Here is a 13,458-nt window from a genome sequence, read left to right as displayed (position 1 = left end):
TTCGAGATGACACGCGTGGTGATCACCGGGATGGGGGCGATCACGCCCCTGGGGAACGATGTGGAGACGTTCTGGCGGAACGTGGTGGCCGGGCGCTCGGGTGTGGGTCCGATCACCCTCTTTGATGCCTCGGCGATGAAGACCCGTATCGCCGCCGAGGTCAAGGGGTTTGATCCGGAGGCGTGGTTCGGCCGCAAGGAGGCCCGCCGGATGGATCGCTACGCCCAGTTCGCCCTGGCCGCCACCCAGCAAGCCCTCCAGGACGCTCGCCTGGATCCTGCCCATGTGGATCGGGAGCGGGTGGGGGTGATCCTGGGGACGGGGATCGGCGGGATCGGGGCCCTGGTGCAGGGCGTGGAGACCCTGATGACCCGGGGGCCGGACCGGATCAGCCCGTTCATGGTCCCCATGATGCTGGCGGACACGGCCCCGGGCCTGATTGCCATCGCCTATGGCTTTCGCGGCCCCAACATGGCCGTGGTCACGGCCTGCGCCAGCGGGACCAACGCCATCGGCGAGGCCGTGAATCTGATCCGGCGGGGCGATGCCGACGTGGTGATCGCCGGCGGCGCGGAGGCGGCCATCCTCCCGGTGGCCGTGGCCGCTTTCAACGTGATGGGCGCCATCTCCACCCGCAATGAGGAGCCGGAGCGGGCCTCCCGTCCCTTCGATCGGACCCGGGACGGCTTCGTGATGGGGGAGGGAGCGGGGATCCTGATCCTGGAGCGGCTAGAGCACGCCCGGGCCCGGGGCGCCCGGATCTACGCGGAGGTGGTGGGCTACGGGACCTCGGCGGATGCCTATCACATCACCGCTCCTCTGGAGAACGGGGAGGGGGCGGCTCTGGCCATGCGCCGGGCTCTGGCCGATGCGGGCCTCTCGCCCCGGGACATCGATTACATCAACGCCCACGGCACCAGCACCCCGCTCAACGACAAGAGCGAGACCCAGGCCATCAAGGCGGTCTTCGGGGAAGCGGCTTACGATGTGCCGATCTCCTCCACGAAGTCCATGATCGGCCACCTGTTGGGCGCGGCGGGGGCGGTGGAGGCCATCGTCTGCATCCGCGCCATCACCGATGGCGTCATCCCGCCCACGATCAACTACGAGCATCCCGATCCGGAGTGCGACCTGGATTATGTGCCGAACGTGGCGCGGCGCAAGCCGGTGCGGACGGCCATGTCGAACTCCTTCGGCTTCGGGGGGCACAACGCCTGCGTGATCTTCCGGCGTTATGAGGATGGCGCGTCGTGAACTTTCCCCTTTCTGAACCCTTGCGGGATCCCTGACCAGGTGGAGTCGGATGGCTCGTTACGCGCACATCGTGGGCTGGGGGATGGCGGTCCCCCAGCGGGTGGTTACGAACCATGAGCTGGCTCAGTTTGTGGATACCTCAGACGAGTGGATCGTGACCCGCACGGGGATCCGGGAGCGGCGGGTGGCCGGCCCTCAGGAGAGCACCGCCACCCTCTCCATCGCCGCCGCCGAGGAGGCCCTGGCGGTGGCCGGGATCAACCCCCGGGATGTGGACCTGATCCTGGTGGCCACGGTAACCCCCGAGCACCTCTTCCCGGCGACCGCTTGCCTGGTCCAGGATGCCTTAGGGGCCCCGAGGGCAGGGGCCTTCGATCTGCTCGCCGGATGCTCCGGCTTCATTTATGCCCTGCACATGGCTGCCGCCGCCATCCGGGCCGGGACCCATGACATCGCCCTGGTCATCGGGGCCGAGACCCTCTCCCGCATCGTGAACTGGCGCGATCGCAACACGTGCGTGCTCTTCGGGGACGGGGCAGGGGCGGTGGTGCTGAAAGGGAGCGAGACCCCCGGCGGCGTGCTGGCCTCCATGATCCGGGCGGACGGCTCCGGGGGGGAGCTCCTGATCCTGCCCGCGGGCGGCAGCCGGATGCCCATCTCGGAGGCGGTGGTGCGGGACGGCTGTCACTTCGTCCGGATGAACGGTCGGGAGGTCTTCCGGTTCGCCACCCGGGTGATGGAGAAGGCCACCCGGGAGGTGGTCGCTCAGGCCGGGCTGCGCCTGGAGGATGTGGATCTGATCATCCCGCATCAGGCCAACATCCGGATCATCGAGGCCGCGGCGAAGGGTCTGGGGTTGCCCATGGATCGTTTCTTCGTGAATATTGACCGCTACGGGAACACCTCCTCTGCCAGCATCCCCATCGCGCTGTGCGAGGCCGTGCAGCAGGGGCGCCTGAAATCCGGGGACACCGCCGTGATGGTGGCCTTCGGCGCCGGCCTGACCTGGGCCGCCGCCGTGGTCCGGTGGGGGATGCCTCTGGCGCGTCCCCGGCCGCCCTGGCTGGAGCGTCTGGGCCGCATCACCCTCTACCTGCCGGCCCAGCTGCACTCCCGCCTGATGCGTCTCTGGCGGCGCTTCGACGCCTGGCTGAGCCGCTTCCTCCGGCAGGAGGGCGAATAAAAGCAGGGGTTGTCTTTTCCTCGCGAGGGCCCCGGCCGCATCGCAGGGCGCGGAGAGACCGCTTCCCCTCCGCGATCCCCGGATAGGTGTCTCGGCCCTTCATCGGCGGAGGATCGATTCCGACCTACAATGGAGGGGAGCTGCCGTAGCCCGGGCCGAAACGGATTCCGGCTTACACCCGGATCGTTGATCCATCATCCCGACACCGGATTCGCTCCTGGTGATGGAGGCCAAGCGGTGAGGTCCACGATGTCCATACGACCACGCACCAAAATCGTCTGCACCTTAGGTCCTTCCACGGATCATCCGGAGATCCTGCGGGCGATGATCCGGGCGGGGATGAGCGTGGCCCGCATCAATTTCTCCCACGGCGACCACGCCGCCCATGCCCGACGCATCGCACTGGTGCGCCAGGTAGCCCAGGAGGAAGGCGCTATCGTCGCCATCCTGGGGGACCTCCAGGGCCCGCGCTGGCGGGTCGGCGTCATCGAGGGAGGTTACATCTCCATCGCCCCGGGCCAGCGTATCACCCTGACCACCCGTCCGGTCCCCGGCAGCCCCCAGGAGGTCCATCTCCCCCATCCGGAGCTGGTGGCCTTGGTGCAGCCCGGTCAGATCCTCCTTCTGGACGACGGGCTGCTGGAGTTCCGAGTGGAGGAGGTGAACGGGACGGACGTGGTCTGTCGGGTGGTGCGCGGGGGAACGCTGAGCTCCCATAAGGGGATCAACGCGCCGGGCCTCCCGCTGACCCTGCCCGCCCTCACGGAGAAGGACCGGCTGGATGTGCGGTTTGCGGTGGAACAGGGGTTGGATTACCTGGCGCTCTCCTTCGTGCGCACCGCGGAGGATGTCCACGCGTTGCGAGGCCTCCTGCAGGAGCTGGGGGCCTCGATCCCGATCATCGCCAAGATCGAGAAACGGGAGGCTCTGGACAACATCGAGGCCATCCTGGAGGCGGCGGATGCGGTGATGGTCGCCCGGGGGGACCTCGGCGTGGAGATCCCTCCGGAGGAGGTGCCTATTCATCAGAAGCGGATCATCCGGTTGTGTAACCGGGCGGGCAAGCCGGTGATCACCGCAACCCAGATGCTCAACTCCATGGTGAGCCATCCCCGTCCGACCCGTGCGGAGGCCAGCGATGTGGCCAACGCCATCCTGGATGGGACGGATGCGGTGATGCTCTCCGCGGAGACGGCCACCGGCACCTATCCGGTGGAGGCGGTGCAGATGATGGCGCGCATCGCCCGGATCGCGGAGGAGGCCATGCCGCACCGCCGGTGGCTGGACCTCATCGGGGAGCCTGCGGAGGTCACGGAGGCCATCAGCCGGGCGACGGTGGAGATCGCTGAGCAGATCAGGGCCCGAGCCATCGTCACCTCCACCATATCCGGCTACACGGCCCGGATGATCGCCCGTCACCGCCCATCGGTGCCCATCTTGGCGGTGACGCCGGTCCCGGCCACCCTGCGGCGGCTGGCCCTGGTGTGGGGGGTGCAGCCTGTCTTGATGCCGGCGGTGCGAAACACCGATGAGATGCTGGGGGCGGCCAGCCAGGCGGCCCTCCAGAGCGGCCTGGCCCGGCCCGGCGATCTCTTGGTGATCACCGCCGGCGTCCCCTTCGGCCGCCCCGGCCATACGAACCTCCTGAAAGTCCATTGCATCGAGCCGGCTCCCATGCCCAACGGCTCCACGTCCGCATGAAAAAAACAGGGGATGGGAAGTCCTCACCGGGCTCCCCATCCCCTCGTGAGAAAGCCAGCGGATCAGGCCCTTGCCTTGTGGAGGGCCTTCAGGCAGCGGGTGCAGATGTGGATCCGGCGTGTGACCCCGTTCAGGGTGACCCGCTTCTTCTGAACGTTGGCCATGAACCGCCGGCGCTCGGCGTGATTCGAGTGGCTGACGTAGTTGCCGAAAGCTGTTCCTTTCCCGCAGATCTCACAGCGTGCCATGGGGCCTCCCCTGGTTCCCAGGATGAGGGCAGGTCACCACCCTCGATCCGCATCATAATCCGTTCGCCTGGGCGCCTCGCGACACCTCTGCCAGCGCGCGGGTTATTGTAACCTGGTCTCCGGTCGGCGTCAACCCGGCGCTGCGAAGGGGCTCCAGGGTGTGCCCCAATTTTGTCGGGCCTCGCCGCTTTGTAGGACAACTGCGAGCAGCCGTCCTACGATTTTGGGACACACTTACCGCGAAGGGACGCTGGGGATTCTCAGCCCTTGACATCGTCTTCCTCCCCTCCTAAGATGAACCTGAACCCTCATGAGACCTGAGGAAGGAGGTTCTCCGATGAAACGCCTGATGGGAGTGGCAACCCTCGGCGTTCTGGTCCTCGGCCTGGCCCTGGGGGCCTGTGCGCCCCAGAAGCCTCCCCTGGGGAGCGAGCAGAACCCCCTGGTGATGGTCTTCGTGCCCTCCGGGGAGTCCGAGGAGATCAAGCGGGGGGGCGAGCAACTGGCCGAGCTGTTGAGCAAAAAGCTAAACATGAAAGTCAAGATCAACCTGGCCAGCAGCTTCGCCGCTGCGGTGGAGGCCATGGGGGCCGGCCAGGCCCAGATCGGATGGCTGAACACCTTAAGCTACCTCCTGGCCCACGAGAAATACGGCGTGGAGGTGATCCTGGCCACCGTCCGCTTCAACCAGACCTACTACACCGGGCAGATCATCGTGCGGGCGGACTCTGGAATCAAGAGCCTCGCCGACCTCAAGGGCAAGGTGATGTGCTGGGTGGATCCCCTCTCCACCTCCGGCTATCTGATGCCCCGCATCCTGCTCAAGGCCAACGGGGTGGATCCAGACACGGATTTCGCCAAGACGGTGAACGCGGGCTCCCACCCCAACGTGGTCAAGGCGGTCTACAATGGGGATTGCGACGCCGGGGCGACCTATGTGGACGCCCGGGGCGCGGTGGAGAAGGACCTGCCGGATGTGAAGGAGAAGGTGGTGGTGCTGGCCACCACGGCGAAGATCCCCAACGACAACGTCAGCGTGGTCAAGGATCTGCCGGCAGACCTCAAAGAGAAGATCCGGCAGGCGCTGCTGGAGATCGCGGCCTCGGAGGAGGGCAAGCAGGCCCTGAAGACGGTCTATCAGATCGAGGGCCTGCAGAAGGTGGACGACTCCTTCTACGATGAGTTCCGGGCCCAGCTGAGCGCCTCCGGCTACAAGCTGGAGGATCTGGTGAAACCGGCCAAGTGATCCCGAAGCGGGGGGCCGGCCTCCCGGTCCCCCGCCTCTCGGATCCGGGGATCCCTCCGCCGGGTCCTTCCGCCCATGCGATGAGGAAAATCCCGATGTTCTCCCCGACCCGACCCCGAGAGATCCAGGGGCACTTCCCATGCCGCTGATTGTGGAGCGTTTGACCAAGATCTATCCGGATGGAACGCGGGCGCTGCATGAGGTAAGCTTCACGGTGGAGGATGGGGAGTTCGTGGCCATCATCGGGCTCAGCGGGGCGGGGAAGAGCACGTTGCTGCGCTGCATTAACCGCCTGATCGAGCCGACCTCCGGCCGGGTGATCTGGAACGGGATTGACATCACCGCCGCCTCCCCCCGGGAGCTGCGGAAGATCCGGCGCCAGATCGGCATGATCTTCCAACAGTTCAACCTGGTGAAACGGGCGACCGTCCTCACCAACGTCCTCGCGGGCCGTCTGGGGTATGTCAACCCCTGGCTCAGTCTGCTGGGCTACTTTCCTCCTTCTGAGGTGCAGCGGGCGATGCGGGCCCTGGAGCGGGTGGGGTTGGCGGATCTCGCAGACAAGCGGGCCGACGAGCTCTCCGGTGGTCAACAGCAGCGGGTCGGCATCGCCCGCGCCCTGATGCAGGAGCCCCGCCTGCTCCTGGCCGACGAGCCGGTCGCCAGCCTGGATCCCGTCCTTGCCCATTCGATCCTCCGCTACATCGAAGAGCTGAACCGGAAGGACGGCGTCACCGTCCTCTGCAGCCTGCACTTCCTGGATCTGGTCCATCGTTACGCAACCCGAGTGATCGGGCTGAAGGATGGGATCAAGGTGTTCGACGGGCGGCCGGACGAGATCGATGACCGCCGGTTCAAGGAGATCTACGGTCAGGAGGCCGAGCGCATTGGCGGCTGAGCGGCGTCCTCCGCGCGGGTATGCCCTTCTCCCGGCGCTGGCCTATCAGGCCCTAGGCCATCGATCCCTGGCCGTGATCTGGGTGGGGGTCTCCCTGGCCCTGATCGGACTGGTGGGATGGCGCGGGCATCCCGGGCTGTGGCTGGGAGTGGGGACATGGGGGCTGGGGACGATCTATGACGCCTGGCGGCGGCTCAGCGGCCGCCGGCCCCTTCTGTGGCCCGCCGTCCTAGCCGCGCTGGCTGTCCTTTACGCGGTGGGCTGGGAGGTCACGGAGATCGACCTGCGCGCCCCTTTCGTGCGCTTCGAGAAGATGCGCCCCTATCTGGTCGCCCTGACCCAGCCGGATCTCCTGACCTATCCCACCGAGCGACAGGTGCTCCGGATCCCGGTGGAGGTCCCGTGTCGGAGCGCGCCCCAGCCGGTGACCGTTCGCGAGGGGATGGAGGCCCGGCTCTCCGCCGGTTGCGCCCAGGCTGGTGACCCGCTGACCCTGGAAGGGGAGGGCTTCCCGCCCGGAGTCCCGCTGGAGCTTTGGTGGGTGAATCCCATCGGCGAGCGCCAGCGGATCCTGCAGGGAGGGCGCCCTCTGCCGGTGCAGGCGGATGGGACCGGACGCTTTCGAGCCGCCTTCCTGGCTCCCCGCGCGGTCCCTCCCGGGTTCGAGCCGCCCCCCGGCCAGTCCCAGACCCACTTCCTGGAGATCCACGCGGTGCGGGTGATCGGAGGCCCGCGGCCCAGCGAGGCCCTGCTGGAGGTGGCGGAGAAGATGGGGGAGACGGTGGCCATCGCCCTGCTGGCCACCACCTTCGCCGTGCTCATCGCGGCCCCCTTGTCGTTCCTGGCTGCGCGCAACCTGATGGGAGGCTCCCTTCCCACCCGCCTGATCTATTACGGGATGCGGGCTTTCTTCAACATCGTCCGGTCCGTGGAGCCTCTGATCTTCGGGATCGTGTTCGTGGTCTGGGTGGGCCTGGGCTCTTTCGCCGGGATGCTAGCCCTGATGGTCCACTCCATCGCCGCCCTGGGGAAGCTCTTCTCCGAGGTGGTGGAGCACATCGATCCGGGGCCGGTGGAGGCCCTCACCGCCACCGGGGCGACCCGCCTCCAGGTCATCCGTTACGCCGTGGTGCCTCAGGTGGTGCCGGAGTTCATCTCCTTTGCGGTTTACCGCTGGGACATCAACGTCCGCATGTCCACGATCATCGGGTTCGTGGGGGGCGGGGGGATCGGCTTTCGGTTGAGCGAGTGGATCCGCCTGAGCGCGTATCGTCAGGTGGCCACGGCGGTGATCGGCATCGCCCTGGTGGTGATGGCCCTGGACTTCGTGAGCGCTCAGGTGCGCCGCCGGATCGTCTGAGAGGCGTTGCGGCATCCCGCGAGGGATCTGAACCGCTATGCGTCGACCGCGTCTGTGGATCCGAATCGCCATCGGGTTTCTCGCCCTCCTGATTTATGCCTGGTCCTGGCGAATGGTGGGCGTCGATTTGGGGAAGTTCGTGGAGCCCCAGGCCGCCCGGCGCGCCCGGGAGATCTTCACCGCTTTCATCACCCCCGAGATCCTGGTCCCGGAGCGCGGCTTGCAGCGCGTAGAAGGGGCGTTGCAGGTGCCATGCGCGGCAGGGAGCGTGCCTGAGGAGATGACAATAGGAGAGGGGCCCCGCCTCTTCTTCCCGTCCTGCGCCGCCTCAGGGGAGCGGATTCGGGTTCGGGGCGAAGGGTTCCGCCCGAACAGCGAGGTGGTGGTCCGCTGGCGCTTCGCGCCCAGCCCTCAGTTGCCCCTGGGAGGCGAATTGCTGGCCGGGCGGACCCGGACGGACGCGGTGGGGAACTTCACCCTGGAGGTGGAGATCCGTCCTCTTCTGGCGCAGGAGGGAGGAGCCCGACTGCAGGCGGAGGCGCGCTGGGAGGGACAGTGGCAGGTGAGCCCGGCCCTGATCCGCACCCTGGAGCTGATGCTCCAGACGATCTTCCTGGCTCTGATGGCCACCACCCTGGCCACCCTCATCGCCGCCCCTCTCTCCTTCCTGGCCGCGCGCAACATCACAGCCCGGGGGCCCGTGGGCACGGCGGTCTATTATCTGGTGCGCACGATGTTCAACGTGGTGCGCTCCATCGAGCCGCTGGTGGTGGCCGCGATCTTCGCCACCTGGGTGGGCTTCGGGCCCTTCGCGGGGGTGCTGGCCCTCACCGTGGCCACCGTGGTCAACCTGGGCAAGCTCTTCTCCGAGGTCGTGGAGACCATCGACCCGGGCCCGGTGGAGGCCCTCACCGCCACCGGCGCGAATCCCCTCCAGGTCATCCGTTATGCGGTGATCCCGCAGATCACCCTGCCCTTCCTGGCTTTCATCATCTATCACTGGGACATCAACATCCGGATCTCCACCGTCGTGGGGTTTGTGGGAGGGGGAGGGATCGGCTATCAGCTCAAGTTGTGGATCGATCAGACGGACTATCACCGGGCCGGGACGGCAGTGTGGGCGATCGTGGCCGTGGTGTCCGCCATGGATTACATCAGCGCCCGGTTGCGAGAGGCGATCCGGTGAACGGCGCTCTCCGCTACCGTCCCGGCCGGCGGGCGAAGTAACTCAGGGCGAGGCGGATCTTCTCCTCCAGGGGCAGGTTCGGATCCGGTGGAACCTGGGAGAGGGCGGCCTGGGCTTCCACCACGCTGTAGCCCAGGGCGGTAAGGGCCGCGATGATCTCCGTGTCGTCAGAGCGCGCGGCCGGGGCCCCGGGAGCCGGGACCGCGCCGATTCGATCTTTGAGATGCAGGATGATGGAGCGGGCGGTCTTGGGGCCGATGCCGGGGACCCTCCGCAGGATCTCCACCTGCTCCTGGGCGATGGCGGCCCGCAACGTCGGAGCGGAGAGGCTCAGGAGGGCCAGGGCCGCCCGCGGCCCCACCCCGTTCACCGTGAGCAGCTGCTCGAAAAGCTCTCGCTCCTCCTCCTCGGCGAACCCATAGAGGGTGAACGTGATGCCGTGGCCCTCCACCCGGGCCAGCAAGGTGGTGTGCAGCGTGAGGGGCTCCCCTCGACGCGCCTGCGCCAACACGCTGGGAGGCACATATACCTGCAGCCCCAGGCCGTTCAGATCCAGCCGGACCCAATCCTTGCCGATGGCTTCCACGATCCCCCGCACCTGAACAAGCATTCCCTCACCCCCTGGGTTTTGCATCTTCACTGCGCGGGCTACCGTTCGCCCTCCGGGAGCTCTCGGGCGGGGAGCCCGGCGATGCGGGCGGCAGGTTCCCATGGGCGTGCAAGCGGCGGTGAGGCCAGCGCGGCGTAGGCCACCTCCGTGATCAGACGCATCCCGGCTGGGGCCAGATAGGCCAGGCGGAGCGCTTCCCGAACCGCCTCCCCGATGATGGTTCCAGCGGCAAATCCGGGCGCTTCCAGCCAGCCCAGCTCCACCGAGCCCACGTGGAGCACGGCGGTCCAGAGGAAGGGAAAGGAGCGAAGGGCCTCCAGCGCCCGGGCCACGCTCAGGAAGAGGGCCAGGAGGTTTCCGTCCGGGAGGGGCAGCGGCATCCCGTCCGCCTGCCGCAGATGGCGGACGCCATAAGCCCATTCCAACCGCAATGCTTCCCGATCTTTCCCTTCGGGGGAGCGCAGGATCAGGATCCCGGCGGAAGTGTAGCACCCGGGGCCGGGCAGGGGAGGTCGAAAAGCAACCAGCCATCGGAACCCGGCTCGCAGCGCGGCCAGGCGCTCCGCCACCGCGATCCGGGCCAGCAGCTCCTGGGGCGCGTAGGGCTTGGTCAGGTAGTCATCCGCCCCTGCCAGCAGGGCCTCGGCGATCTGATCCGGATCCGTGCGCCCGGAGACCACCAGGATCGTGAAGTTCCAGCCGAACGACCGGCTGCGCAACTCCTTCAACCAGGCCAGCCCATCCCCATCCGGGAGGTGGAGATCCAGGACGATGACGGAGGGGCGGAGCTCCAGCAGGCGTCGCCGGGCCGTGCGGAGATCGGGGGCCACCACGGCGGGGCGGAGGCTCCAGCGCAGCAGCTCGGAGAGCGCCTGGGCCTCCTGGGATTGATCTTCTACGATTAGGATCGGGCCGATCATGCTGCGCTCCGGAGGCGAGGGCCCGCGGGCGGCCTCGCGGGCCGGATCCTTCCTTCTCAGCGCAGGGCAGCGAGGCGGGCGTGGTTCAGGTGACAGATGGCTACGGCCAGGGCGTCGGCCACGTCGTCCGGGCGGGGGATCTCCGGGAGGTGAAGGAGCATGCGAACCATCGCCTGGATCTGGGCCTTGGGAGCGCTCCCGTATCCCACCAGGGCCTGTTTGACGTCCGCAGGGGTGTATTCGTAGATCGGGATCTCCGCCTGGGCCAGGGCCAAGAGGGCGACCCCGCGGGCCTGCCCGACGGCGAAAGCGGTGGTGACGTTGCGCCCGAAGAACACCCGCTCGATGGCCGCGACGTCCGGGCGATGGGCTTCGATCAGAGAACAGATGGCCTCATAGAGCTGGCGCAGACGCTGGGGAAGCGGATCCCCCGCGGGCGTCCGGATGTCCCCATAGGCCAGGGCCTCCAGGCTCCCCTCCCGCTCCTCCACCAGTCCGTAGCCGGTGATCGCGATCCCCGGGTCGATCCCCAGCACCCGCATCACGCGGCCTGTGCCTCATATTTACGGATCAGCTCGTCGGAGATCTCCAGGTTGGAGTAGACCTGCTGGACATCGTCCAGCTCCTCCAGGGCGTCCACCAGGGACATCACGGCCATGGTGGCGTGATCGTCCAGGGCCACCCGGGTTTTGGGCCGCATGGTGACCTCAGCGTTGTCGATGGTGAGGCCGGCCGCCATCAGGGCCTGGCGCACAGCCTGGAGGTCCTCCGGGGCGGTGTAGATCTCCACCAGGTCCTCGCTGATCTCCACGTCCTCCGCGCCCGCCTCAATGGCCATCTCGAAGATGCGCTCGGGGTCCTGGCCATCGGGGCGGATGGCGATGTAGCCTTTCTTTTCGAAGTTCCACATCACCGCGCCCGATTCCGCCAGGCTCCCCCCGTGGCGGGAGAAGATGCGGCGGAGCTCGGCCACCGTGCGGTTCCGGTTGTCTGTCAGCACCCGCACGAGGATAGCCACCCCATGGGGGCCGTAGCCTTCGTAGAGCAGCTCCTCGAATTGCTCCGCTCCCTTCTCCAGGCCGGCGCCGCGCCGGATGGCCCGCTCGATGTTCTCCTTGGGCATGTTCGCCGCCCGGGCCCGTTCGATGGCCAGCCGCAGGCGCAGGTTGATCTCCGGGTCAGGCCCTCCCTCCCGGGCTGCGACGATCAGCTCGCGGGTCAGACGGCTGAAGAGCTGCCCGCGCTTGGCGTCCATGGCCGCCTTGCGATGTTTGATGTTCGCCCACTTGCTGTGCCCTGCCATCGAAGCCCCCTCCAGCGAGGGATGGAATCCGCTCTCTCGCAATTCTATCATAACCCAAATGCCATCTCTTCATTGGGAGGAACAGGCGGAAAAGGGGGGCCGGGCAGGGCCCTCCGGGCCCGCCCGGCCCCCGAGGCTTCGGGATCCCGCGGGCTTACGGGGCGCTGACGGCCCGGTAGGCGTTGATACGCCCCCAATACCAGTAGCGGCCTGTGCCCGGGATGCGATCCGCGTTCGCCTCGATGCGCTGGCGCACGCAGGCGTTCGCGGTGCACTTACCGGTCGCCCACACCAGCCCGGCCAGCCCCGCCACGTGCGGCGTCGCCATGGAGGTCCCGTTTAGAGCATCATAGGTAGTGAAGTAGCCATACTGGGTGGTCAGGTAAACCGGCGTGTCCGGCATGGTGGAGAGGATGCGCACGCCGGGCGCGGCGACGTCTACCCATTTGGCGCCGTAGTTGGAGAAGGAGGCCTTGTTGTCGTTCTCATCCGTGGCCGCTACGGCGATGCAGTTCGTATAAGCGGCCGGGTAGGTTTTGGCGGAGGAGCCGCTGTTGCCTGCCGCGCATGCCAGCACCGCCCCCTTGTTCCAGGCGTAGTCCACTGCGTTCCGCAGCGTCGCCGAGCCGATGGAGCCGCCCAGGCTCAGGTTGATGACCTTCGCGCCGTGATCAGCGGCCCAGACGATGCCATCGGCCACCTGGGCGTAAGTCCCCGAGCCGCTGGCGTCCAGCACCTTGGCGGCCAGGAGCTGGACCTGCCAGTTCATCCCCGCCACGCCGACCCCGTTGTTCGTCAGAGCCCCGATGGTCCCGGCCACGTGGGTGCCGTGACCGTTGTCGTCCTCCGCGATGCCATCGTTGTTCACAAAGTCCCACTGATCCGCCACCGGCGGGAGGTCCGGGTGGCTGTTATCGATCCCGGTGTCGACGACCGCAATGCGGACGGTGCCGGAGCCGGTCACCAGATCCCACGCCGCATACGCCTGGATCTTCCCCCAGGCCCACTGGGAGACGCAGCCCGCCTTCGAGGAGTTGTAGCAGGTGGTGTTGTCGTAGGGATCGTTGGGATCCAGGAAGGCTGTGGCGATGCCGTTCAGCTCCACATACTCCACCAGCGGGTGGCGGCTCAAAGCCGTCCCCACTGCCTCCAGCGCCTGAGGGGGAACCTTTACTACCCACACCCCCAGTCGGGTGAGATGGTGGAGGCGGAACCCGAAGGCGTGAGCCAGGGCGGCCGGATCCGCACCGGGGGCAAATTTCACCAAGAGCTCATCCGGGACATAGTGGCCAGGGGGAAGGGCCTGCAGGGAAGGAAAGCGGGGCGCCCCACCCAGGGCGCTGATCATTAAAACAACGAAGATGGGAACCCACCATCGCCGCCCCATGGAACCTTCCAGATCATGGGATTCGACAGCGTCTAAATTATACCATTGGGGTGCGCTTTACGGATCCACCTTCAGGCCCTTATGAGCTTCGGAAGCCGGAGGGGGAGGGCGGATGCGGCGTGTGAGATGGCTTGACAGCCTCTCTTCCCTGTTTAGAATAGC

The 13,458-nt window shown here is 67.2% G+C and carries 13 protein-coding genes; 7 read left to right on the top strand and 6 right to left on the bottom strand.

Annotation, left to right across the window (positions count from 1 at the left end; translation table 11 throughout):
* Nucleotides 1-6 precede the first annotated feature (6 nt).
* From fabF to pyk, 3 genes are all read left to right on the top strand, one after another.
* A complete protein-coding gene (gene fabF, locus CFB18_RS10800; protein ID WP_088571813.1) occupies nucleotides 7-1,254 on the top strand; it encodes a beta-ketoacyl-ACP synthase II in 1,248 nt (415 codons plus the stop codon).
* Nucleotides 1,255-1,303: 49 nt separating this feature from the next.
* Nucleotides 1,304-2,437, top strand: coding sequence for a beta-ketoacyl-ACP synthase III (locus CFB18_RS10795; protein ID WP_088571812.1), 1,134 nt, complete (start codon nucleotides 1,304-1,306; stop codon nucleotides 2,435-2,437).
* A 249-nt stretch (nucleotides 2,438-2,686) separates the two neighbouring features.
* Nucleotides 2,687-4,138 carry a pyruvate kinase gene (gene pyk, locus CFB18_RS10790; protein WP_159461711.1) on the top strand — a complete coding sequence of 484 codons (1,452 nt, stop codon included), beginning with the start codon at nucleotides 2,687-2,689 and terminating at the stop codon, nucleotides 4,136-4,138.
* Between the two features lie 62 nt (nucleotides 4,139-4,200).
* Here the strand turns inward: pyk and rpmB are convergent, their stop codons facing one another.
* Nucleotides 4,201-4,386: a 50S ribosomal protein L28 gene (gene rpmB, locus CFB18_RS10785; protein WP_088571810.1), complete on the bottom strand. Its 186-nt coding sequence runs from the start codon at nucleotides 4,384-4,386 to the stop codon at nucleotides 4,201-4,203.
* Between the two features lie 337 nt (nucleotides 4,387-4,723).
* On the opposite strand from rpmB, the gene CFB18_RS10780 reads away from it, so the two are divergent.
* The 4 genes from CFB18_RS10780 (at nucleotide 4,724) to phnE (CFB18_RS10765) (ending at nucleotide 9,076) form a co-directional block, all read left to right on the top strand.
* Nucleotides 4,724-5,632: a phosphate/phosphite/phosphonate ABC transporter substrate-binding protein gene (locus tag CFB18_RS10780; RefSeq protein ID WP_159461710.1), complete on the top strand. Its 909-nt coding sequence runs from the start codon at nucleotides 4,724-4,726 to the stop codon at nucleotides 5,630-5,632.
* Nucleotides 5,633-5,771: 139 nt separating this feature from the next.
* Entirely contained in the window at nucleotides 5,772-6,530 is a 759-nt protein-coding gene (gene phnC, locus CFB18_RS10775) for a phosphonate ABC transporter ATP-binding protein (RefSeq protein ID WP_088571808.1), read from the top strand.
* Entirely contained in the window at nucleotides 6,520-7,890 is a 1,371-nt protein-coding gene (gene phnE, locus CFB18_RS10770; protein WP_159461709.1) for a phosphonate ABC transporter, permease protein PhnE, read from the top strand. The genes phnC and phnE (CFB18_RS10770) overlap by 11 nt, the downstream gene beginning before the upstream one ends.
* Nucleotides 7,891-7,927: 37 nt before the next feature.
* Nucleotides 7,928-9,076 carry a phosphonate ABC transporter, permease protein PhnE gene (gene phnE, locus CFB18_RS10765; RefSeq protein WP_088571806.1) on the top strand — a complete coding sequence of 383 codons (1,149 nt, stop codon included), beginning with the start codon at nucleotides 7,928-7,930 and terminating at the stop codon, nucleotides 9,074-9,076.
* 13 nt (nucleotides 9,077-9,089) lie between these two features.
* Here the strand turns inward: phnE (CFB18_RS10765) and ruvA are convergent, their stop codons facing one another.
* The 5 genes from ruvA to CFB18_RS10740 form a co-directional block, all read right to left on the bottom strand.
* Nucleotides 9,090-9,686, bottom strand: coding sequence for a Holliday junction branch migration protein RuvA (ruvA, locus tag CFB18_RS15360; RefSeq protein WP_159461708.1), 597 nt, complete (start codon nucleotides 9,684-9,686; stop codon nucleotides 9,090-9,092).
* Between the two features lie 38 nt (nucleotides 9,687-9,724).
* Nucleotides 9,725-10,606, bottom strand: coding sequence for a response regulator transcription factor (locus CFB18_RS10755; RefSeq protein ID WP_088571805.1), 882 nt, complete (start codon nucleotides 10,604-10,606; stop codon nucleotides 9,725-9,727).
* Between the two features lie 56 nt (nucleotides 10,607-10,662).
* Complete coding sequence (gene ruvC / locus CFB18_RS10750; protein WP_088571804.1) at nucleotides 10,663-11,148, bottom strand: crossover junction endodeoxyribonuclease RuvC; 486 nt, start codon at nucleotides 11,146-11,148, stop codon at nucleotides 10,663-10,665.
* Nucleotides 11,148-11,909, bottom strand: coding sequence for a YebC/PmpR family DNA-binding transcriptional regulator (locus CFB18_RS10745; protein WP_088571803.1), 762 nt, complete (start codon nucleotides 11,907-11,909; stop codon nucleotides 11,148-11,150). The genes ruvC and CFB18_RS10745 overlap by 1 nt, the downstream gene beginning before the upstream one ends.
* A 154-nt stretch (nucleotides 11,910-12,063) precedes the next feature.
* Nucleotides 12,064-13,296: a S8 family peptidase gene (locus CFB18_RS10740; RefSeq protein WP_088571802.1), complete on the bottom strand. Its 1,233-nt coding sequence runs from the start codon at nucleotides 13,294-13,296 to the stop codon at nucleotides 12,064-12,066.
* Nucleotides 13,297-13,458: the final 162 nt, after the last annotated feature.

Source organism: Thermoflexus hugenholtzii JAD2 (assembly GCF_900187885.1).
Classification (GTDB): domain Bacteria; phylum Chloroflexota; class Anaerolineae; order Thermoflexales; family Thermoflexaceae; genus Thermoflexus; species Thermoflexus hugenholtzii.
Note: the sequence above shows the minus strand (reverse complement) of the source record. Positions and strands in the feature narration are given on the sequence as shown.

Excerpts from the sequence above, each read along its gene's own strand:
- fabF (WP_088571813.1), top strand. The coding sequence starts at position 7 with ATGACACGCGTGGTGATCACCGGGATGGGGGCGATCACGCCCCTGGGG.
- CFB18_RS10795 (WP_088571812.1), top strand. The coding sequence starts at position 1,304 with ATGGCTCGTTACGCGCACATCGTGGGCTGGGGGATGGCGGTCCCCCAG.
- pyk (WP_159461711.1), top strand. The coding sequence starts at position 2,687 with ATGTCCATACGACCACGCACCAAAATCGTCTGCACCTTAGGTCCTTCC.
- rpmB (WP_088571810.1), bottom strand. The coding sequence starts at position 4,386 with ATGGCACGCTGTGAGATCTGCGGGAAAGGAACAGCTTTCGGCAACTAC.
- CFB18_RS10780 (WP_159461710.1), top strand. The coding sequence starts at position 4,724 with ATGAAACGCCTGATGGGAGTGGCAACCCTCGGCGTTCTGGTCCTCGGC.
- phnC (WP_088571808.1), top strand. The coding sequence starts at position 5,772 with ATGCCGCTGATTGTGGAGCGTTTGACCAAGATCTATCCGGATGGAACG.
- phnE (WP_088571806.1), top strand. The coding sequence starts at position 7,928 with ATGCGTCGACCGCGTCTGTGGATCCGAATCGCCATCGGGTTTCTCGCC.
- ruvA (WP_159461708.1), bottom strand. The coding sequence starts at position 9,686 with ATGCTTGTTCAGGTGCGGGGGATCGTGGAAGCCATCGGCAAGGATTGG.
- CFB18_RS10755 (WP_088571805.1), bottom strand. The coding sequence starts at position 10,606 with ATGATCGGCCCGATCCTAATCGTAGAAGATCAATCCCAGGAGGCCCAG.
- ruvC (WP_088571804.1), bottom strand. The coding sequence starts at position 11,148 with ATGCGGGTGCTGGGGATCGACCCGGGGATCGCGATCACCGGCTACGGA.
- CFB18_RS10745 (WP_088571803.1), bottom strand. The coding sequence starts at position 11,909 with ATGGCAGGGCACAGCAAGTGGGCGAACATCAAACATCGCAAGGCGGCC.
- CFB18_RS10740 (WP_088571802.1), bottom strand. The coding sequence starts at position 13,296 with ATGGGGCGGCGATGGTGGGTTCCCATCTTCGTTGTTTTAATGATCAGC.